Here is a 20,754-nt window from a genome sequence, read left to right as displayed (position 1 = left end):
CTCCCCGATGCAAACCCGCAAGCTCGGCCGTACCGACCTCAACGTCAGCGCCCTGTGCCTCGGCACCATGACCTGGGGCGAGCAGAACACTCAAGCAGAGGCTTTCGAGCAAATCGCCCTGGCCAAGGGCCACGGCATCAATTTCATCGACACCGCCGAAATGTACCCGGTGCCGCCGCGCCCCGAGACCTATGCCGCCACCGAGCGCATCATAGGCAACTGGTTCACCGCCAACCGCGACCGTGACGACTGGATCCTAGCCAGCAAAGTCGCTGGCCCTGGCAACGGCATCAGCCACATCCGCGACGGCCAGCTCAAGCACAACCGCCAGCACATCGTCGCAGCGCTCGACGCAAGCCTCGAGCGCCTGCAGACCGACCGCATCGACCTGTACCAGTTGCACTGGCCCGAACGCAGCACCAATTTCTTCGGCAAGCTCGGCTACCAGCACCTGCCCAACGACCTGTTCACCCCCCTGGAAGAAACCCTCGAGGTGCTCGACGAACAGGTCCGTGCCGGCAAGATCCGTCACATCGGCCTGTCCAACGAAACGCCCTGGGGCACGATGAAGTTCCTGCAACTGGCCGAGGCGCGCGGCTGGCCAAGGGCGGTGTCGATCCAGAACCCCTACAACCTGCTCAACCGGAGCTTCGAAGTAGGCCTGGCGGAGGTCGCGATCCGCGAACAATGCGGATTGCTGGCCTACTCGCCGCTGGCGTTCGGCATGCTCTCGGGCAAGTACGAAGATGGTGCCCGCCCAGAGAACGCACGACTGACCCTGTTCAGCCGCTTCGCCCGCTACTCCAACCCGCAAACGGTGGCGGCGTGCAGCCGCTACGTGCAGGTGGCCCGCGAGCATGGCCTGGACCCGGCACAGATGGCCCTGGCCTTCGTCACTCGCCAGCCGTTCGTGACCAGCAACATCATTGGCGCCACCACGCTTGCGCAGCTGCAAAGCAACCTCGACAGCCAAGCGCTGAACCTCAGCGACGAGCTACTGGCGGCGATCGAGGCGATTCATCAGGCGCAACCGAATCCGGCGCCCTGAAGGCAGGCCAAGCTTCAAGCTGCAAGTGCCAAGACAGAGCGGTCGTACCACGGCCAGCTTTTTTCTTCTCGCTTACCGCTTGAAGCTTGCAGCTCGCGCCAAAACATAAGACGATCCAGCCGGTGTTTGACCACTATCCCTTATAAGAACAATGACAATGATGTTTACCCAACCCCCCGCGTCGCTGCGGCGCGTCAGCATCCTGGCCATTGATAACGTGTTCGCTTCGACACTGATGCAGGCCAAGGACTTCTTCCACCTGGCCAGCCTGCGCTACAGCAAGCAACTGGGCCTGGGCCTGCAACCGATGTTCGAAATCGGCCTGGTGAGCCCGGACGGCCTGCCGGTGGACAGTTTCAGTCGTGTGCAGTTACCGGTGGACGGTGGCCTGGACGATGCCGATGTGATCATTCTCCCGGCGTTCTGGGACGACTTCGACAACCTGCTGCAACGCTACCCGCAGGTGCTGCCTTGGCTGCGCGCCCAGCACGCGCGTGGCGCTGTGCTGTGCGCCGAGGCCAGCGGGGTGTTCTGGCTGGCTGAGTCCGGTCTGCTCGATGGCAAGGAAGCGACCACCTACTGGCGCTTCTTCGCCAGTTTCCAGGAGCGCTTTCCCAAGGTCCGGCTGAATCAGGACAAGCACCTGACCGACGCCGACAACCTGTACTGCGCCGGTGGAACCACCTCAGCGTGCGACCTGTATATCTATTTGATCGAGCGCTTCTGTGGCGCCAACGTGGCCCGTGCCGTGGCCCGCGATATCCTCTACGAGGTGCAGCGCAGCTATACGCCGGGGCGCATGGGTTTTGGCGGGCAAAAGCTGCACCAGGACCTGATCATCCTGCAGATCCAGCATTGGCTCGAAGAGCATTTCGCCGACAAGTTCCGTTTCGAGGACGTGGCGCGCAACCACGGCATGAGCATTCGCAACTTCATGCGCCGCTTCCAGAGTGCCACCGGCGACAAGCCGCTGCACTACCTGCAACGGCTGCGGATCGAGACTGCCAAGGGCCTGCTGTCGAGCACGCGCAAGAGCATCAAGACGATCAGCTATGAGGTGGGCTACGACGACGCGAGTTTCTTCGCCCGCTTGTTCCGTCAGCATACGGAGCTGTCGCCGAACCAATATCGGCAGCAGTTCATGCAGGAGGCCTAGGGCCTCCTGAAGCTGCAAGTTGTGAGCTGCAAGCTGCAAGAAAAAGCGAAAAGCCAGAGCAGATCGCGGTCTGCTCTGGCTTTTTCTTGTAGCTTGCAGCTTCGAGCCGCCCTCAGGGCTTGTGCGCCCGCGCCAGGAACTCGTGGGACTGCATCTCCAACAAGCGGCTCAGCGTGCGCTGGAACTCGAAGCTCAGGCGCCCACCGGTATACAGGTCCTTCAACTCCACCTCGGCCGAGATGATCAGCTTGACGTTGCGGTCATAGAACTCGTCGACCATGTTGATGAAGCGGCGCGCGATATCATCGGTGGCTACGCCCATCTGTTCCACGTTGCTCAACAATACAGCATGGAAAATCTTACCCAGCTCGATGTAGTCGTTCTGGCTACGCGGCCCATCGCACAGGGCACGGAAGTCGAACCAGGCCACGTCGTCGCATGTGCGTAGGGCTTGGATCGGGCGGTTTTCGATCATCAGCACGTCGTTCTCGACCGCCTGGGTGCACTCCGGCGTCAACGCCTTGAAGCTCGCGCGCAAGCTCTGGTGCGCGGCATCGTCGAGCGGGAAATGGAACAGCTCAGCCTGCTCCAGGTGGCGCAGACGGTAATCCACGCCACTGTCCACGTTCACCACATCGGTGTACTGCTTGATCATCGCGATCGCTGGCAGGAAGCGCGCACGCTGCAGGCCATCCTTGTACAGGCCATCCGGCACGATGTTGGAAGTAGCCACCAGCGATACGCCGTTCTTGAACAGCTCTTCCATCAACGTACCGAGGATCATCGCATCGGTGATGTCCGAGACGAAGAACTCATCGAAACAGATCACCTTGGCTTCCTGGGAGAAGCGCTTGGCGATGAGGGTCAAAGGATTCTTCTCGCCCTTGAGGGTCTTCATCTCTTCGTGCACACGCTTCATGAAGCGGTGGAAGTGCGTACGCATCTTCTCTTTGAACGGCAGCGCTTCGAAGAAGGTATCGACCAGGTAGGTCTTGCCTCGCCCTACCCCACCCCAGAAGTACAAGCCCTTGACCGGGACCTGCTCTTTCTTGCCGAACAGCTTGCCGAACACGCCCGGCTTGTTGTTCTGCGCCGCGACCAGGTCGTCGTACAGGCGCTGCAAGTGACGCACCGCAGTTTCCTGCGCCGCGTCATGGAAAAAGTCGGGACGTTTCAGATCTGCTTGATAGCGTTCTAAGGGAGTCATGATTCGTTAGCGAGGCAACAAAAAACGGGCCGTCACTGTAGCGACCGGCCCGCCTTATAGCAATGATACATGCGGCCATTTGACTCATCGGCCGCAATACGCCTGCCCTGTAGGAGCGGCCTCGTGCCGCGAAAGGGCCGCAAAGCGGCCCGAGCACCTACCGCAGATGCGTCACTCCTGGGCCGGCTGCAGCGCGTCGCGCAGGCTCTGCACCGCCGCATCACGCGCATCGCTGCTGGCGAACTGCGGCCCCTCGGCCACTTGCTCGCCGCCCAGCCACAGGCTGAAGCCCAGGCCGTCGACGCGCACATCGACCTCACCGCCCTGCTGCAATTGCTTGCTCACCGCACCTGCGCTCTTGCCGTCGGCAAAACTGCGCGACAGCAGCAACTGTTCGCCGTCGGCGGCCAGCAGGCGGAAGCGGAAGCTGCCGTCGTCATCGCGGAAGCTCACGAAACGGGCGCTCTTGGCAGCCTTCTTCTTCACCTCAGCATTGGCCTGCACGCTACTGCGGAACGAGCGCAGGCCCACCGCTTCACGCAGTTGCTCGAGGAACGGGGTAGCGGTCTTGCGCGCCTTGGCGGCACCGGCCAGGAGGATGTCTTCCAGATCCGACGGGCGGGCAATCAACTGATGGTAGTGCTCGCGTTTTTCGGCGAGCTGCCCATCGAGCAGTTGGAACAGGCGCTGCTTGGCTTCACCCCAGCCCAAGCCTTGCAACAGCTCTTCGCGGAACTCCGCGCACTGCGCCGGGGTGGAGAAGGCTTGGAACAGGGTGAACAGGTGGGCGTTATCTGGATCTTTCGCCTCACCCGGGGCACGCGAATCGGTGACGATGCGCGAGATGGCGTCCTTCATGTCCTTGGCGCTGGTGAACAACGGGATCGTGTTGTCATAGCTCTTGGACATCTTGCGACCGTCCAGGCCCGGCAGCGTCGCCACGCTCTCCTCGATCACCGCCTCTGGCAGGGCGAAGAAGTCCTTGCCCTGGCCGAACAAGTGGTTGAAGCGCTGGCCGATGTCGCGGGCCATTTCCACGTGCTGGATCTGGTCGCGGCCCACCGGCACCTTGTTGGCGTTGAACATCAGGATATCGGCGGCCATCAGCACCGGGTAGCTGAACAGGCCCATGGTCACGCCCGCATCCGGGTCTTCACCGGCCTCGACGTTCTTGTCCACCGACGCCTTGTAGGCGTGGGCGCGGTTGAGCAAGCCCTTGGCGGCGACGCAGGTCAGCAGCCAGGTAAGCTCGGGGATTTCCGGGATGTCGGACTGGCGGTAGAACGTGACCTTGTCAGGATCCAGGCCGCCAGCCAGCCAGGTAGCGGCGATTTCCAGACGCGACCGCTGGATCCGCAGCGGGTCGTCGCACTTGATCAGCGCATGGTAGTCGGCCAGGAAGTAGAACGAGTCGGCACCGGGCTGCTGGCTGGCGAGAATCGCCGGACGGATGGCCCCGGCGTAGTTGCCCAGGTGCGGAGTGCCGGTGGTGGTGATACCGGTGAGGATGCGCGTGGTCATGGTGTTCGCTTATTCAGGCTTGGCTCAATTCGAAAGGCGCGGCAGCAGCAGATCCTTCAGATCGGTCAGCTTGCCATGGAAGAAGTGTCCGCATTCTGCCACTTTCAGCAGCTCGTGGGGGCGCGACAGGGCGTCAGACCAATCGTATACCAGCTGTGGATCGACGACCTCGTCGGTGTCAGGCTGAACCACGGTCAGGGTCACGCCCTCAGGCAGCGGGAACTGCTCGGTCAGGCGCATCACCGCCGGCGCGATCATGAACAACTGCTGTAGCGCGACACCCTCGGCCTCCAACTGGCCGGCCAGGCTCGCGGCGACGAAACCACCGAACGAGAAGCCCATCAGCACCAGTGGCAACTGCGGATGCTGCTCACGCAGCCAAGCCGCAGCCGCTTGGGCGTCGGCCACTTCACCGGCGCCCATGTCGTGGCTGCCAGCGCTCTGGCCAACACCGCGATAATTGAAGCGTAGCGTCACGTAGCCAGCATCGCGGGCGGTGCGTTGCAGGGTCGAGACTACCTTGTTGAGCATGGTGCCGCCCTGGACCGGGTTGGGATGGCAGATCAGCACCGCGCCACGGGCGTCGGCCACGTCCAGGTACAAGGCTTCCAGCGGGCCGCTCGGGCCATCGATGAACAAGGGTGTTTCGCGGATAAGCAAGGCACTACTCCGTGACCTCGGGAAGGGTCGACTCGTCTAGCTGAGGAATTCTGTTCTGATTTGCGATCGCTCGCGGTATACAGCGCAGGTCTGAGCCGTTAACGTAAAGCAAAGCCGTTTATAGAGGAAGGACTCGTGGAACACTCGCTCCTTGTTTGGTTGCTGCCGACCCTGGCACTGGTCGTCGGTGTCGTCGTTGGTTTCGCGCTGGCCCGCCTGCTGCCCAATGCGGCCCCCAGCAATACACAGCGCCAGCTGGATGACATCCAGCAGCGTTTCGACACGTATCAGAACGAAGTGGTCACCCACTTCAACAGCACTGCCTCGCTGGTGCGCAAACTGACCCAAAGCTATCAGGACGTTCAGGATCATCTGGCCGATGGTGCAAACCGCCTGGCCCTGGACGAACTGACTCGTCAGCGCCTGCTGGCCTCCTTGCATTCCGAAGCCGCCCAGGGTCAGCGCGACCGCCTGACGCCGCCGAAGGACACTGCCGAAGTGCCGCGCGACTACGCACCTAAGGTGCCAAACTCGCCGGGCATGCTCGACGAGAGCTACGGCCTCAAGCGTTGATGCAGCGATAGACCAAAAGGCCGCGCAAGCGGCCTTTTTCATGGGTCAAATTCACGATCAACCCGCACAACACCGCTCAACACACCTTCAGCGCCTGCCCCACATCCGCCAGCAAGTCCTCGATATCCTCCAACCCCACGGACAAGCGCACCAGCCCCTCCGAAATCCCGTGCTCAGCCCGCTGATCGGGCGTGTAACTGGAGTGGGTCATGCTCGCCGGATGCTGTGCCAGCGACTCGGCATCACCCAGGCTCACCGCCCGACTGAACAGTTGCAGCGCATTCATGAAGCGCCGCCCCGCCGCAATGCCACCCTTGAGCTCGAACGCGATCATCCCGCCTGGCAGACGCATCTGCCGCTGGGCCAGCGCATGCTGGGGGAAAGACGGCAGGCCTGGATAGCGAATCAGCTCGACCTGCGCTTGGCGTGCCAGGTAATCAGCCATCTGCTCGGCATTCTCGCAGTGGCGATCCATGCGCAGGGCGAGGGTCTTGATACCGCGCATCAACAGCGACGCATCGTGCGGCGACAGCACCGCGCCGGTCATGTCCTTGAGCCCCTCCAGGCGGATCCGGTCGATCAACGCCTTGCGCCCGACCACCAGCCCTGCGGTGATATCACCGTGGCCAGACAGGTACTTGGTCGCCGAATGCACCACCAAGTCTGCCCCAAGCTCCAGCGGCCGCTGCAGGTAAGGCGTGCAGTAGGTATTGTCGACCACCAGGGTCAGATCACAACCATGCACCGCCTCGGCCACGGCAGCGATATCCACCATCTGCATGTTGGGGTTGGCTGGCGTTTCGAAGTAGATCACCCGTGTTTTAGGGGTAATGGCTGCCTTGAGTGACTGTACATCGTTCAAGTCGACATGCCGGATCGTCACGCCGAACGCGCCGATACCGTGGTGCATGAAAGCGAAGGTGCAGCCATACAGTGTACGCCCGACGATCAACTCATCCCCGGGACGCAGCAAGGTCCACAGGGTCGCGGTGATCGCGCCCATCCCCGAAGCCAGGGCCAGGGCAGCCTCCCCGCCTTCGAGCGAGGCCATGCGCTGCTCCAGCAGGGCCAAGGTGGGGTTGGAGATGCGGCTGTAGAAATGCCCACCCTCCTCACCAGCAAAGCACGCCGCGCCGTACTCGACACTGGGAAAGGCATAAGTCGCGGTCTGGTACACCGGCGGCACCAGAGCACCGCCGTGCGAAAGCGGGTCGTAGCCGTGGTGGATGGCCCGCGTGGAAAAACCAGTGGAGTGGGAGTCGTCCATGCCAACAGCCTCTGAGGGTTTGTTATAAGCTTATGCCACTAACCCGCCGCGATTTTTCCAATTTTGCCCCGTGAATCGCGGCTGCTCGGCAATCAAAACAATAAAAAACCCGACTGGAGGGCAAGACATGCCTTCGACCCTCGACCGTACCGACCGCGCTTTGCTCGCTGCCCTGCAAGACAACGCGCGCCTGACCATCGCCGAACTCGCCGACCAGGTCGCCCTGACCACATCGCCGTGCTGGCGGCGGGTCAAGCTGCTGGAGGACAACGGCTACATCACCGGCTACCAAGCCGTGCTCTCGCCCAAGTCGCTGGGCTTCGGCATCACGGCGTTCGTCAGCATCATGATGGAGTCGCACACCAAGGACATGGCCCTGGCGTTCGAGCAGCGGCTCATGGAAATTCCCGAAATCGTCGCCTGCCACAACATTTCAGGCCGCTATGACTTCCTGCTGGAGATCCTGGCGCGGGATCTGGAGTCGTTTGGCGAATTCACCCGGGAGGTGCTGCAGCGACTGCCGGGGGTGAAGGAGATCTATTCGAGCTTTTCGTACAAGGCGGTGAAGGAGCGGCGAGTGATTCCGGTATCGGAAAAGCATATTTGAGAAACCGATGCTTCGGACCTGATCCATCACCCGGTATCCGACACGCAACGTTGCGCCCAGGTAAGGCATTGCACAAGACCGGAGCCTCCCTACACTGGGAGTGGACACAAAACAAAAACCCCGCCGAAGCGGGGTTTTCATTACGACCCTAGCGGTTAGATCGCGCCGCGCTGACGCAGCACATCCAGCACCAGCTTCACGCCTTCATCAACGCTGACCGACTGGGTGTCGATCACCAGGTCCGCATCCAGCGGCACGTCGAACGGGAAGCTTTCGCCCGGAATGTTGTCGCCACCGGCAGCGTACAGGCCTTGCGGATCGCGCTCGCGGCAGGCCAGCGGGGAGGCCTGGACGTAAACGGTCACCAGGCGCTCCTTGCCAATCAGCGCCTTGGCCTGTTCGCGGCCTTCGGCATCCGGGGCGACGAACGCTGCCAAGGTCAGCAGGCCGGCTTCGTTGAACTGGCGCGCCACATGGGCGGCGCGGCGCCAGTTCTCGGTGCGACCAGCGCGGTCTTGCGGCAGGCCTTTGTTCAGGTCGTGGCGCAGGTTCTGGCCATCGAGCACGTAGACCGCACGGCCCATGTCGAACAGCTTGCGCTCCACGGCGTAGGCCAGGGTGCTCTTGCCCGCGCCGGACAGGCCGCTGAACAGCACGGTGGCTGGCTGCTGGCCGAAACGCAGGGCGCGCTCTTCGGTGGAGACGTGGGCCAGCTTGCCGTGCTGACCGCTGCTACCGTGCGGCAGCACCGGAGGCGCGATGATCATGCCGGCGCCGACGGTGCCGTTGGTCAGGCGGTCGATAACGATGAACGCGCCCGTGGTGCGGTTGCTCTCGTAGCCGTCCAGGGCGATGGCGCTGTCCAGCGAAACCTTCACCCGGCCAATCTCGTTCAGTTGCAGGGCACTGGCAGCGCCCTGCTCCAGGGTGTTCACATCGACCTTGTGGGTGATGCTGGCGATCGAGCCTGGCACGTAGCTGGTGGCGCGCTTGATGTCGTACTTCTTGCCTGGGAGCATCGGCTCCTCGGCCATCCACACCAGCATGGCGTCGAACTGGTCGGCCACCTGCGGCACGTTGTCGGCATGCACCAGCAGGTCGCCACGGGAGATGTCGATCTCGTCTTCCATGGTCAGGGTGACCGCCTGGCCTGGGCCTGCGTTCTCCAGCTCACCTTCGTAGGTGACGATCGACTTGACCCGGCTGCTCTTGCCCGACGGCAGCACGACGATTTCATCGCCCTTGTGCACCACGCCACCGGCGATGGTACCGGCGAAGCCACGGAAGTTCAGGTTCGGGCGGTTGACGTACTGCACCGGGAAACGCAGGTCGGTGACGTTGCGGTCGGCGGCGATCTCGACGGTCTCGAGGATTTCCATCAGCGCCGGCCCGGTGTACCACGGCGAACGCTCGCTGCGGTTGACCACGTTGTCGCCCTTGAGCGCCGACATCGGTACGAAGTGCAGGCTCGAAGGCTTGAGGTTGATGCCCTCGGCAAACTTCAGGTAGTCGGCCTTGATGGACTCGAACACCTGCTCGTCGAAGTTCTTCAGGTCCATCTTGTTGATGGCCACGACGATGTGCTTGATGCCCAGCAGGGACGCGATGTAGCTGTGGCGGCGGGTCTGGGTCTGCACGCCGTAGCGGGCATCAACCAGGATGATCGCCAGGTCACAAGTGGACGCACCGGTGGCCATGTTGCGGGTGTACTGCTCGTGGCCCGGGGTGTCGGCGATGATGAACTTGCGCTTGGCGGTGGAGAAGTAGCGGTACGCGACATCGATGGTGATGCCCTGCTCGCGCTCGGCCTGCAGGCCATCCACCAGCAATGCCAGGTCGACTTCCTCGCCCGTGGTGCCGGATTTCTTGGAGTCGCGGGTGATGGCCTCGAGGTGGTCCTCGTAGATCATCTTGGAGTCGTGCAGCAGGCGCCCAATCAGGGTGCTCTTGCCGTCATCCACGTTGCCGCAGGTCAGGAAGCGCAGCAGTTCTTTGCGCTCGTGCTGGGCCAGGTAGGCGAGGATATCCTCGCTGATCAGATCAGATTGGTGCGACATGGAGTAACCCTGAAATTAGAAGTAGCCCTGACGTTTCTTGTCTTCCATGGAGCCTGCGCCATCGTGATCGATGACCCGGCCCTGACGCTCGGAAGTACGCGTCAGCAGCATTTCCTGAATGATGTCGGTCAGCGTTTCGGCCTCGGACTCGACAGCGCCCGTCAACGGGTAGCAGCCAAGGGTACGGAAACGCACCTTCTTCTTGACGATGCGGGCTTTCTCTTCCTCGGACAGGTGCTCGAGGATACGTTCGTCGTCGATCATGATCAGGGTGCCGTTCTTCTCGATGACTTCACGCTCGGCAGCGAAGTACAGCGGTACGATCGGGATGCCTTCGAGGTAGATGTACTGCCAGATGTCCAGCTCGGTCCAGTTCGACAGCGGGAAGACGCGAATCGATTCGCCCTTGTTGACCTTGCCGTTGTAGATGTTCCACAGCTCCGGGCGCTGGTTCTTTGGGTCCCAGCGGTGCTTGCTGTCGCGGAACGAGTAGACGCGCTCCTTGGCGCGGGACTTCTCTTCATCGCGACGCGCACCACCGAAGGCGGCATCGAAGCCATGCTTGTCCAGCGCCTGCTTCAGGCCCTGGGTCTTCATGATGTCAGTGTGCTTGGAACTGCCATGGGTGAACGGGTTGATGCCCTGCGCCACACCCTCAGGGTTGACGTGAGTGATCAGATCCAGGCCCATGTCCTCGACCATCTTGTCGCGGAAACGGTACATCTCCTGGAATTTCCACTGGGTATCGACGTGCATCACCGGGAACGGCAGCTTGCCTGGGAAGAAGGCCTTGCGCGCCAGGTGCAGCATGACCGCGGAATCCTTGCCGATCGAGTACAGCATCACCGGGTTATCGAACTCGGCGGCCACCTCGCGGATGATGTGGATGCTCTCCGCCTCCAGCTGTTTCAAGTGCGTCAGATTGTCGACCATGGCTACTCACGTAAAACGATCTTATGGACGGCCTGCGGGCCGTGTTCGAGCGAGCCACTTTATCACAGCGCCTGATTCTATTTAGACGGCGAGCTAGATCGAAACAATCTAACCATATGACTGGGGGTTTGGCTCAAGCCCACGGAGGGCTTAGATAGGATTGGGACAGTCGATGAACAGATGCTCCAGGGCGAATCGGCGCGCTAGGTATTCGCCCAGCGCCTGCACGCCATAGCGCTCGGTAGCGTGGTGCCCGGCGGCGATGAAACTGATACCGTTCTCACGCGCGCTGTGGAAGGTCTGCTCGGAGGCCTCGCCGCTGATGAACAGGTCAACGCCAGCGGCGATGGCCGTATCGATATAGCCCTGCCCACCGCCTGTGCACCAGCCGACCCTGCGGATCATCTGCTCGCCTTCGATGAGCAGCGGCTCACGCCCCATCGCCTCCTGCACCCGACGGGCGAAGTCGCGCGCCGAGAGCGGTTCGGCCAGCGACCCTACCAGGCCGACGACCTTGGGATTGGCAGGATCCAACGGTCCTTCGACGGTAATCTCCAACTGCCGCGCCAGTTGCACGTTGTTACCGACGTCCGGGTGTACGTCCAGCGGCAGGTGGTAGGCCAGCAGGCTGATATCGTGCTTGAGCAGGGTTTTCAGGCGGCGCTGCTTCATGCCGGTGATGCAAGGGTTTTCGCCCTTCCAGAAATACCCGTGATGGACCAATACCAGGTCTGCATCCGCCTCGACCGCGGCATCCAGCAGTGCCTGGCTGGCGGTGACGCCGCTGACGATACGGCTGACCTGCGGACGGCCCTCGACCTGCAAGCCATTGGGGCAGTAGTCCTGGATCTTCGCGCTGCCCAGGTAGCGCTCGGCTTCCTCGACCAGGGTATTGAGGGCGACGGCCATGAAAATCTCCTCGAAATCTGCGTTTTTGCGGGTTTCAACACCCGTATAATGGCCGCCATTATGGGCCGTCGCCGACCTCGGGGGAACCGCTGCCAGGTTCTCCGTACACCGCGTACACTCGCCCCCATGCCACGCTTGCGGGCGCCGTGGGCCGGGCTTGCGCGATGATATCGCAAGCCGTCGCCGCCCGACTTTTTCAGGTGTATCATCGCGCGCGCTTGCGCCCTGGGCCGCACTGAAGCGGCCCGCGCCCTACTTCCAGGACTCGTTCATGTTCAAGGCTCTGCGTTACTTCGGCTGGCCCCTGCTTACCGGCGTACTGATCGCCATCCTGATCATCCAGCGTTTCCCGCAATGGGTCGGCCTGCCGAGCCAGGACGTCAACCTGCAGCAGGCGCCACAGACCACTCGCATCATGCAGGGCCCGGTGTCCTACGCCGATGCCGTGACACTTGCCGCCCCAGCGGTGGTCAACCTGTACACCACCAAGGTGGTGAACAAGAGCACCCATCCACTGTTCGAAGACCCCCAGTTCCGCCGCTTCTTCGGTGACAACCTGCCTAAGCAGAAACGCTGGGAGTCGAGCCTGGGTTCGGCGGTGATCATGAGCCCCGAAGGCTACCTGTTGACCAACAACCACGTTACCAGCGGCGCCGATCAGATCGTCGTTGCCCTGAAGGATGGCCGCGAAACCCTGGCTCGGGTCATCGGCAGCGACCCGGAAACCGACCTGGCGGTACTGAAGATCGACCTGAAGAACCTGCCAGCGATCACCATCGGCCGCTCCGACACTATTCATATCGGCGACGTCACCCTGGCCATCGGCAACCCATTCGGGGTTGGCCAGACCGTGACCATGGGCATCATCAGTGCCACAGGCCGCAACCAACTGGGCCTTAACAACTACGAAGACTTCATACAGACCGACGCGGCAATCAACCCGGGCAACTCGGGCGGCGCGCTGGTCGACGCCAATGGCAATCTGGTGGGCATCAACACGGCGATCTTCTCCAAGTCTGGCGGCTCCCAGGGCATCGGCTTCGCCATCCCGGTCAAGCTGGCACTGGAGGTGATGAAGTCGATCGTCGAGCATGGCCAGGTGATCCGTGGCTGGCTCGGCATCGAGGTGCAGCCGCTGAGCCAGGAACTGGCCGAGTCGTTCGGCATGCAGGGGCGTCCGGGCATCGTGGTGGCAGGGATCTTCCGCGACGGGCCGGCTGCGCATGCGGGCCTACAGCTAGGCGATGTGATTTTGAGCATCAACGGCGAACCGGCTGGCGACGGACGCAAGTCGATGAACCAGGTGGCACGGATCAAGCCGACCGACAAAATCACCATCGAGGTGATGCGCAACGGCAAGCAGATCAAGTTGATCGCCGAGGTGGGGCTGCGTCCGCCACCGGCGCCGGTGACTGCGCAGGAAGAGAAGTAAGCACATTGCCTGGGGCTGCTGTGCAGCCCTGTAGGAGCGGCCTTGTGCCGCAATGGGGCGCGTAGCGGCCCCAAGGATTCAGCTTCGCAGCCAATACCCCCGGGGCCGCTTTGCGGCCCTTTCCGGCCGGTCCGGCGCCCCGGCAAGGCCGCTCCTACAGTTGATCGTGTCAGCTACCCATTCGCATCAATGCAGGATCTGGCTCAGGAACAGCTTGGTCCGATCACTGCGCGGCCGGTCGAAGAAATCATCCGGCGCGGCCTGCTCGACGATCTCGCCTTTGTCCATGAAGATCACCCGGTTCGCTACGGTGCGGGCAAAGCCCATCTCATGGGTCACGCAGAGCATGGTCATGCCGTCTTCGGCCAGGCTGACCATGGTGTCGAGCACCTCCTTCACCATCTCCGGGTCCAGCGCCGAGGTCGGCTCGTCGAACAGCATGATCTTCGGCTTCATGCACAGTGCCCGGGCAATCGCCACGCGCTGCTGCTGACCACCGGACAACTGCCCCGGATACTTGTTTGCCTGCTCTGGAATGCGCACGCGCTCAAGGAAGTGCATGGCGATTTCCTCGGCCTTGCGCCGCGGCATCTTGCGCACCCACATCGGCGCCAGGGTGCAGTTTTCCAGGATGGTCAGGTGCGGGAACAGGTTGAAGTGCTGGAACACCATGCCCACCTCGCGGCGGATGGCCTCGATCTGCTTGAGGTCGTTGGTCAGCTCCACGCCATCGACGACGATGCGCCCTTGTTGATGCTCCTCCAGCCGATTGAGGCAACGGATGGTGGTGGACTTGCCCGAGCCCGATGGCCCGCACAGCACGATGCGCTCGCCCTGACGCACGTTCAGGTTGATGTCCTTGAGCACGTGGAACTGGCCATACCACTTGTTCACGCCCTGCATCTGGATGATGCCTTCGGGGCCGGCAGGCTGCTTGATCGCTTCACTCATTTCGAAACTCCTAACGCTTGTGGCCAGTGTCCAGCTTGCGCTCCAGGTGCATGGAGTAGCGGGACATACCGAAACAGAAAATCCAGAACACCAGGGCCGCGAACACGTAGCCCTCGGTAGCCATGCCCAGCCAGGCCGGGTCTGCGGCGGCTTGCTTGACGCTGTTGAGCAGGTCGAACAGGCCGATGATGATCACAAGGCTGGTGTCCTTGAACAGGGCGATGAAGGTGTTGACGATACCGGGGATCACCAGCTTGAGCGCCTGGGGCAGGATGACCAGGCCCATCGCCCGCCAGTAGCCCAGCCCCATGGCAGCGGCTGCTTCGTACTGGCCCTTGGGGATGGCCTGCAAGCCACCGCGCACCACTTCGGCGATGTACGCCGACTGGAACAGGATCACGCCGATCATCGCCCGCAGCAGCTTGTCGAAGCTCATGCCTTCTGGCAGGAACAGCGGCAGCATCACCGAGGACATGAACAGCACGGTGATCAACGGCACGCCGCGCCAGAACTCGATGAAGGTCACGCAGACCACCTTCACCGCCGGCAGGTTGGAGCGCCGCCCCAGCGCCAGCAGGATACCCAGCGGCAAGGCGCCGACGATGCCCACAGTGGCGATCACCAAGGTCAGCATCAAGCCGCCCCATTGGCTGGTGGACACGTTGTCGAGCCCCAGCGCACCGCCGTGCAGCAGGGTGTAGGCGATGATCGGGTACAGCACCAGGAAACCCAGGCCGTATACCGCCTTGCGCGGGAAGCGCTTGATGAACAACGGCGCAGCACCGAGCACCGCCAGCCAGACGGTCAGATCGACCCGCCAGCGCAACTCTGCCGGGTAGTAGCCGTACATGAACTGACCGAAGCGTTGTTGCACGAACACCCAGCAGGCGCCTTCCTTGGTGCAATCGGCACGGGTGGTGCCCACCCAGTTGGCGTCGATGAACGCCCATTGCACCAGCGGCGGCACGATCAGCCACACCAGGTACAGCGCGAACAACGTCAGCAGTGTGTTGAGCCAGTTGGAGAACAGGTTCGCCCGCATCCAGGCGAGCACGCCCACGGTTTTCACCGGTGGCGGCATATCAGGTTTGAAAACATGGGCTGTCACGGTTGGACCCTCACCGCTCGATCAGCGCGATGCGCTTGTTGTACCAGTTCATCAGCAGCGAAATGCTGATGCTGATGGCGAGATAGACGCTCATGGTGATGGCGATCACCTCGATGGCCTGGCCGGTCTGGTTGAGCACGGTACCGGCGAACAGCGAGACCATCTCGGGGTAGCCGATACCGGCGGCCAGCGAGGAGTTCTTCGCCAGGTTCAGGTACTGGCTGGTCAGCGGCGGAATGATCACCCGCAGCGCCTGCGGGATGATCACCTTGCGCAGCGTCGGGCCTTCGCGCAGCCCCAGCGAGCGGGCAGCCTCGGTCTGGCCGTGACTGACCGAGCGGATGCCCGAGCGCACGATCTCAGCGATGAACGCGGCGGTATAGATGGTCAGCGCCAGGGTCAGGGCCAACAACTCGGGGATCAGCACCCAGCCGCCAACGAAGTTGAAGCCCTTGAGTTCAGGCATTTCCCAATGCACCGGGCTGCCGAACAGCGCAGCACACACCCCGGGGATACCCATGAACATCAGCAGGCCGACCCAGAACTTGTGGAATGGCTCGCCGGTCTGCTCGAAGCGTTGGTTGGCATAACGCACCATCACCGCGATGGCGACGATCGCCAGCAGCAGCGCCACCACGAACGGCCAGAAGCCCTCGGCCATCGAGGCGCCGGGCATGTTCAGGCCACGGTTGCTGATGAAGAAGGTGTCGTCGATATTGATGCTGCCGCGCGGCCCCGGCAGGGTGAGGAACACCGCGAAGTACCAGAACAGGATCTGCAGCAGTGGCGGGATGTTGCGGAAGGTCTCCACGTACACCGTGGCCAGCTTGTTGATCATCCAGTTCGGGGACAGGCGTGCCACGCCGATGATGAAGCCCAGCAAAGTGGCCAGGATGATGCCGATGAAGGTGACCAGCAGCGTGTTGAGCAGGCCGATCAGGAACACCCGGGCGTAGCTGTCCGATTCCACGTAGGGGATCAGGTGCTGGGCGATGCCGAAGCCCGCGCTGCGCTCGAGGAAGTCGAAGCCGGAGGTGATGCCCCGGTGTTGCAGGTTGGTTTGCGTGTTATGGAACAGGTACCAGCCCAGGCCGACCACGAAGACCACCGTGACGATCTGGAACAGCCACGCGCGCACCCGTGGATCGCTCAGGGAAAAACCCTTTTGTGCGCCGATTCGATTTTGCATGAAGTGCCCCGGAAAGAAGGGATTCGAACGACCCGCGGCGGCAGGGTGCCGCCGCGGGGAGCAGCCATCAGCGCACAGGAGGCGCGTACTGGATGCCGCCGTTGTTCCACAGGGCGTTCAGACCACGGTCGATCTTCAGGTCGGTGCTCTGGCCCAGGTTCTTCTCGAACACTTCGCCGTAGTTGCCGACTTGCTTGACGATCTGCACGACCCAGTCCTTCGGCAGCTTCAAGTCCTTGCCATACTCGCCGTCACCACCCAGCAGACGGGCGACATCCGGGTTCTTGGTGGACTTGGCTTCAGCCTCGACGTTCTTCGAGGTGACGCCAGCCTCTTCAGCGTTGAGCATGGCGAAGAGGGTCCACTTGACGATGCTGAACCACTCCTCGTCGCCCTTGCGCACGACCGGGCCCAAAGGCTCCTTGGAGATGGTTTCCGGCAGCACGACGTACTCGGTCGGGGCGGCGAGCTTGGAGCGCTGGGCGAACAGCTGCGACTTGTCCGAGGTCAGCACGTCGCAACGGCCCGACTCCAGCGACTTGGCGCTCTCGTCGGAGGTGTCGAAGGTGATCGGGGTGTACTTGAGGTTATTGGCACGGAAGAAGTCCGAGACGTTCAGCTCGGTGGTGGTACCGGCCTGGATACAGATGGTCGCGCCGTCGAGTTCCTTGGCGCTGGAGACGCCGAGCTTCTTGTTGACCAGGAAGCCTACGCCGTCGTAGTAGGTGACGCCGGCGAACATCAGGCCCATGCCGGCATCGCGCGAGCTGGTCCAGGTGGTGTTACGCGACAGCACGTCGACTTCGCCGGACTGCAACGCAGTGAAGCGCTCCTTGGCGTTGAGCTGGCTGAACTTGACCTTGGTGGCATCCCCGAAAACGGCGGCGGCCACGGCGCGGCACACGTCGGCGTCGATGCCGACGATCTTGCCTTGGGCGTCAGGTACCGAGAAGCCCGGCAGACCATCGCTCACGCCACACTGGACGAAGCCCTTCTTCTTCACCGCATCGAGTGTGGCGCCGGCCTGGGCGAAGCTGGTGGCGCCCAGCGCGGCGGCAGCGGTCAGGACTGCCAGGGTGGTTTTCAACATCTTCATTCACAACCTCCAAATCGCTCTTGTTGTACGAGCCGGAATTGCACCGCACCCTTATGAGGCGCATCCGACCCCTTGTTGGCTTGTTCTTGGGTCAATTGGCGCAATGAGCTGTTCTGTGACAGCCTTCGAATCATACGAAGAGGTGTTACCTATACAGGTCCACCCATTCGCATGAGTCAAGACATAGCAAAGCGCGTACCACAGTCGAAGGCTTAAGCGATTAAGCGGGAGTCAAGTAGGAAAAGTTGTAGAGTTGCGACATCTTTTTCTGGCATTAACCCTCCCTGCCTTCTTTTTACGCACTTAATGTGAACGCACGCACTTTTTCGGAGCAGTGATGACCCAACCGTTGATTCTCGAACCCCAGCAAACCGCAGACGCATGTGTGATCTGGTTGCACGGCCTGGGCGCCGACCGTTACGACTTCCTACCGGTCGCCGAATTCATGCAGGAACGCTTGCCCAGCACCCGGTTCATCATGCCCCAGGCCCCTACCCGCGCAGTGACTATCAACGGCGGCTATGCCATGCCCAGTTGGTACGACATCAAGGCCATGACCCCGGCCCGGGCAATCGATGAAGCGCAACTGGACGAGTCGGCCGAGCAGGTCATCGCGCTCATCAAGGACGAGCAAGCCAAGGGCATCAGCCTGTCGCGGATCTTCCTGGCGGGCTTCTCCCAAGGCGGGGCCGTGGTCCTGCACACTGCTTATATAAAGTGGCAAGAGGCGCTGGGCGGGGTGATTGCCTTGTCGACCTACGCGCCGACCTTCAACGATGCCCAGCAACTGAGCGCCTGTCAGCAGCGCACCCCGGCGCTGTGCCTGCATGGCGTGCATGACCCGGTGGTGATTCCGTCGATGGGCCGCACTGCGTTCGAATACCTCAACACCTGGGGCGTGGCCGCGCGTTGGCACGAGTACCCGATGGAGCACGAAGTGGTGGTCGAAGAACTCAGCGACATCCACGCCTGGCTGAGCAAGCAGTTGCAGTGAGCCTGTAGTCCGTCGCGCCTGCCACTACGCCGCGCCCGTTTCTTGCATTACACTGCCCGGCGTACATTCCTTAATCAGTTGACGAGACGACCGTGCTCAAGGCACTCAAGAAAATATTCGCCAAGGGTGACGCCGCCGAGCCTGTCCCCGTGACCGCACCCACACCCGCTGCGCAACCGGCGCCAGCTGCCGCGCGCACGCCCGCCAAGCCGAAGCCACCGAGCAAGCCACGCGGCGAGGCAAAACCCACGCAGGCCGCGCCCAGCGAGCCGGCCGCCGCGCCCAAGCCGCGCCGTGAGCGCAAGCCCAAACCCCAAGCCAGCCTGTGGAAGCCCGAGGACTTCGTGGTCGAGCCTCAGGAAGGTAAGACCCGTTTCCACGACTTCAAGCTCTCCAACGAGCTGATGCACGCCATCCACGACCTGGGTTTCCCCTACTGCACGCCTATCCAGGCACAGGTGCTCGGCTATACCCTGCGTGGCCAGGACGCCATTGGCCGTGCCCAGACCGGCACCGGCAAGACCGCTGCGTTCCTGATCTCGATCATTTCGCAACTGCAGCAGGTGCCACCGCCCAAGGAACGCTACATGGGTGAACCGCGGGCGCTGATCATCGCCCCGACCCGCGAGCTGGTGGTACAGATCGCCAAGGATGCCGCCGCACTGACCAAGTACAGCGGCCTGAACGTGATGAGCTTTGTCGGCGGCATGGACTTCGACAAGCAGCTCAAGGCCCTGGAGGCGCGTCACTGCGACATCCTGGTGGCCACACCGGGCCGCCTGCTGGACTTCAACCAGCGCGGCGAGGTGCACCTGGACATGGTCGAGGTGATGGTACTGGACGAAGCCGACCGCATGCTCGACATGGGCTTTATCCCCCAAGTCCGGCAAATCATCCGCCAGACCCCACCCAAGAGCGAACGCCAGACCCTGCTGTTCTCGGCCACTTTCACCGACGATGTGATGAACCTGGCCAAGCAGTGGACCACCAACCCGGCCATCGTCGAGATCGAGCCGGAAAACGTGGCCAGCGAGACGGTCGAGCAGCACGTCTACGCCGTGGCCGGCAGCGACAAATACAAGCTGCTGTACAACCTGGTGACGCAGCACAAGTGGGAACGGGTGATGGTCTTCGCCAACCGCAAGGACGAGGTGCGCCGCATCGAAGAGAAACTGGTGCGCGACGGCATAAACGCCGCTCAGCTGTCGGGCGATGTGCCGCAACACAAACGCATCCGCACCCTGGAAAACTTCCGCGAAGGGCGCATCACCGTGCTGGTGGCCACCGATGTCGCTGGCCGGGGTATCCACATCGATGGCATCAGCCACGTGATCAACTTCACCCTGCCGGAAGACCCGGACGACTACGTGCACCGCATCGGTCGTACCGGCCGGGCCGGCACCAGTGGGGTGTCGATCAGCTTTGCCGGCGAAGATGATTCCTACCAGTTGCCGGCAATCGAAGAGCTGCTGGGGCGCAAGATCAAATGCGAAATGCCACCGGATGAGTTGCTCACGCCGGTCCCGCGCAAACACCACTGATCGGCGCTCCGATTTACCCGCGAACCGGGGCTCAGCCCCGGCCATCGCTCAACAATCTACCACCGCTGCGCCGCATCTTGGTCACTCTGCTTGCCTTCGACCCACCGGGGCCCTTCCTGGGTATTTTCTTTCTTCCAGAACGGCGCCCGGGTCTTGAGGTAATCCATGATGAAGTTGCAGGCATCGAACGCCGCCTGCCGGTGCGCGCTGGCGACCCCGACGAAGACGATCGGCTCGCCCGGCTCCAGCGCCCCGATCCGGTGCAGCACCTCGACCTTGAGCAGCGGCCAGCGCCCTTCGGCTTCGACCACGATCTTGGCCAACGCCTTCTCGGTCATGCCCGGATAGTGCTCGAGGAACATCCCTGCCACCTCGCGACCGTCGTTGAAGTCACGCACATAGCCGACAAAACCCACCACCGCCCCGACGCCGACGTTGGCGGCGTGCATGGTATTGACCTCCAACCCCGGATCGAAGGCAGATTGCTGAACCCGTACGCCCATGT

19 protein-coding genes are annotated in these 20,754 nt (G+C 62.3%); 7 read left to right on the top strand and 12 right to left on the bottom strand.

What is annotated here, in order from left to right; all coding sequences use genetic code 11:
* Nucleotides 1-7: 7 nt before the first annotated feature.
* On the top strand, nt 8-1,048 hold the full coding sequence (locus tag FEM01_RS12980) for an NADP(H)-dependent aldo-keto reductase (protein ID WP_138219891.1): 1,041 nt from the start codon (nt 8-10) through the stop codon (nt 1,046-1,048).
* Between the two features lie 259 nt (nt 1,049-1,307).
* Nucleotides 1,308-2,204, top strand: a complete 897-nt coding sequence (locus FEM01_RS12975) for a GlxA family transcriptional regulator (RefSeq protein WP_171030958.1) — start codon at nt 1,308-1,310, stop codon at nt 2,202-2,204.
* A 112-nt stretch (nt 2,205-2,316) separates the two neighbouring features.
* Here the strand turns inward: FEM01_RS12975 and zapE are convergent, their stop codons facing one another.
* The 3 genes from zapE to FEM01_RS12960 all read right to left on the bottom strand — a co-directional run bounded on the left by zapE (nt 2,317) and on the right by FEM01_RS12960 (nt 5,592).
* Nucleotides 2,317-3,411 carry a cell division protein ZapE gene (gene zapE, locus FEM01_RS12970; protein ID WP_138219890.1) on the bottom strand — a complete coding sequence of 365 codons (1,095 nt, stop codon included), beginning with the start codon at nt 3,409-3,411 and terminating at the stop codon, nt 2,317-2,319.
* 171 nt (nt 3,412-3,582) lie between these two features.
* On the bottom strand, nt 3,583-4,932 hold the full coding sequence (locus FEM01_RS12965; protein ID WP_138219889.1) for a tryptophan--tRNA ligase: 1,350 nt from the start codon (nt 4,930-4,932) through the stop codon (nt 3,583-3,585).
* A 24-nt stretch (nt 4,933-4,956) separates the two neighbouring features.
* Nucleotides 4,957-5,592 (bottom strand): alpha/beta hydrolase, encoded by a 636-nt coding sequence (locus tag FEM01_RS12960; RefSeq protein WP_138219888.1) that lies wholly within the window; start codon nt 5,590-5,592, stop codon nt 4,957-4,959.
* A 135-nt stretch (nt 5,593-5,727) separates the two neighbouring features.
* Here FEM01_RS12960 and FEM01_RS12955 point away from each other — a divergent pair, with 135 nt between their 5' ends.
* Complete coding sequence (locus tag FEM01_RS12955; RefSeq protein WP_138219887.1) at nt 5,728-6,165, top strand: YhcB family protein; 438 nt, start codon at nt 5,728-5,730, stop codon at nt 6,163-6,165.
* Between the two features lie 76 nt (nt 6,166-6,241).
* Here the strand turns inward: FEM01_RS12955 and FEM01_RS12950 are convergent, their stop codons facing one another.
* A complete protein-coding gene (locus FEM01_RS12950) occupies nt 6,242-7,432 on the bottom strand; it encodes a methionine gamma-lyase (RefSeq protein WP_138219886.1) in 1,191 nt (396 codons plus the stop codon).
* 127 nt (nt 7,433-7,559) lie between these two features.
* Between FEM01_RS12950 and FEM01_RS12945 the strand changes: the two genes are divergently transcribed.
* Nucleotides 7,560-8,039, top strand: coding sequence for an Lrp/AsnC family transcriptional regulator (locus FEM01_RS12945; RefSeq protein ID WP_138219885.1), 480 nt, complete (start codon nt 7,560-7,562; stop codon nt 8,037-8,039).
* Between the two features lie 155 nt (nt 8,040-8,194).
* On the opposite strand, the gene cysN is transcribed toward FEM01_RS12945, so the two are convergent.
* The 3 genes from cysN to FEM01_RS12930 all read right to left on the bottom strand — a co-directional run bounded on the left by cysN (nt 8,195) and on the right by FEM01_RS12930 (nt 11,938).
* The gene (cysN, locus tag FEM01_RS12940) at nt 8,195-10,096 is read right to left on the bottom strand and encodes a sulfate adenylyltransferase subunit CysN (RefSeq protein ID WP_138219884.1); all 1,902 of its coding nucleotides are present in this window, start codon (nt 10,094-10,096) and stop codon (nt 8,195-8,197) included.
* Between the two features lie 15 nt (nt 10,097-10,111).
* Entirely contained in the window at nt 10,112-11,029 is a 918-nt protein-coding gene (gene cysD / locus FEM01_RS12935; RefSeq protein ID WP_138219883.1) for a sulfate adenylyltransferase subunit CysD, read from the bottom strand.
* Nucleotides 11,030-11,179: 150 nt separating this feature from the next.
* Nucleotides 11,180-11,938: a Nif3-like dinuclear metal center hexameric protein gene (locus tag FEM01_RS12930; protein WP_138219882.1), complete on the bottom strand. Its 759-nt coding sequence runs from the start codon at nt 11,936-11,938 to the stop codon at nt 11,180-11,182.
* Between the two features lie 271 nt (nt 11,939-12,209).
* Between FEM01_RS12930 and algW the strand changes: the two genes are divergently transcribed.
* On the top strand, nt 12,210-13,370 hold the full coding sequence (gene algW, locus FEM01_RS12925; RefSeq protein ID WP_138219880.1) for a Do family serine endopeptidase AlgW: 1,161 nt from the start codon (nt 12,210-12,212) through the stop codon (nt 13,368-13,370).
* 186 nt (nt 13,371-13,556) lie between these two features.
* Here algW and FEM01_RS12920 read toward each other — a convergent pair whose 3' ends face one another.
* From FEM01_RS12920 to FEM01_RS12905, 4 genes are all read right to left on the bottom strand, one after another.
* Nucleotides 13,557-14,321, bottom strand: a complete 765-nt coding sequence (locus FEM01_RS12920; protein ID WP_138219878.1) for an amino acid ABC transporter ATP-binding protein — start codon at nt 14,319-14,321, stop codon at nt 13,557-13,559.
* 10 nt (nt 14,322-14,331) lie between these two features.
* Nucleotides 14,332-15,429: an amino acid ABC transporter permease gene (locus tag FEM01_RS12915; protein WP_138219876.1), complete on the bottom strand. Its 1,098-nt coding sequence runs from the start codon at nt 15,427-15,429 to the stop codon at nt 14,332-14,334.
* Between the two features lie 10 nt (nt 15,430-15,439).
* On the bottom strand, nt 15,440-16,618 hold the full coding sequence (locus FEM01_RS12910) for an amino acid ABC transporter permease (protein WP_138219874.1): 1,179 nt from the start codon (nt 16,616-16,618) through the stop codon (nt 15,440-15,442).
* A gap of 67 nt (nt 16,619-16,685) precedes the next feature.
* Nucleotides 16,686-17,714: an amino acid ABC transporter substrate-binding protein gene (locus tag FEM01_RS12905; RefSeq protein ID WP_138219873.1), complete on the bottom strand. Its 1,029-nt coding sequence runs from the start codon at nt 17,712-17,714 to the stop codon at nt 16,686-16,688.
* A 337-nt stretch (nt 17,715-18,051) separates the two neighbouring features.
* Here FEM01_RS12905 and FEM01_RS12900 point away from each other — a divergent pair, with 337 nt between their 5' ends.
* The gene (locus FEM01_RS12900; protein ID WP_138219871.1) at nt 18,052-18,708 is read left to right on the top strand and encodes an alpha/beta hydrolase; all 657 of its coding nucleotides are present in this window, start codon (nt 18,052-18,054) and stop codon (nt 18,706-18,708) included.
* Between the two features lie 92 nt (nt 18,709-18,800).
* Nucleotides 18,801-20,249 (top strand): ATP-dependent RNA helicase RhlB, encoded by a 1,449-nt coding sequence (gene rhlB / locus FEM01_RS12895; protein ID WP_138219869.1) that lies wholly within the window; start codon nt 18,801-18,803, stop codon nt 20,247-20,249.
* Nucleotides 20,250-20,305: 56 nt separating this feature from the next.
* On the opposite strand, the gene moaE is transcribed toward rhlB, so the two are convergent.
* A complete protein-coding gene (gene moaE / locus FEM01_RS12890; protein ID WP_138219867.1) occupies nt 20,306-20,752 on the bottom strand; it encodes a molybdopterin synthase catalytic subunit MoaE in 447 nt (148 codons plus the stop codon).
* Between the last annotated feature and the right edge of the window lie 2 nt (nt 20,753-20,754).

It is taken from the genome of Pseudomonas mosselii (assembly GCF_005796105.1).
Lineage (GTDB): Bacteria > Pseudomonadota > Gammaproteobacteria > Pseudomonadales > Pseudomonadaceae > Aquipseudomonas > Aquipseudomonas mosselii_C.
Note: the sequence above shows the minus strand (reverse complement) of the source record. Positions and strands in the feature narration are given on the sequence as shown.